General features: G+C 40.0%; 1 protein-coding gene. It reads left to right on the top strand.

What is annotated here, in order from left to right; genetic code table 11:
- On the top strand, window positions 1-265 hold a 265-nt coding region (locus tag Q4550_RS23545; RefSeq protein ID WP_303536655.1), incomplete at both ends, for an MSCRAMM family protein.

The raw sequence follows: 265 nt of genomic DNA, 5'->3' as shown, positions 1-265 counted from the left end.
TTGCAGAAGACCTGAAGCCGGGCGAGTATCAATTCGTTGAAACAGAACCTGCATTAGGTTATGATCTTAACGCAACAACTATTGAATTTGTTATAAGTAAAGGTCAAGAAGAAACGCTTAAGGTGACAGCGTATAATAACCTAACACCTGGCTCGTTCATACTGACAAAGGTTGATAGTGAAGATAAAGGCAATGTTCTACAAGGTGCTGTTTACGATCTGCTTACAGAAGATGGAGATAATATTGCAGAAGGCCTTGAAACGGA

This window comes from Anaerobacillus sp. 1_MG-2023 (assembly GCF_030547345.1).
Classification (GTDB): Bacteria; Bacillota; Bacilli; order Bacillales; family Guptibacillaceae; genus Guptibacillus; species Guptibacillus hwajinpoensis_B.
The sequence above is the reverse complement of the archived record's forward strand: the minus strand, read 5'-3'. Positions and strand labels throughout refer to the sequence as shown.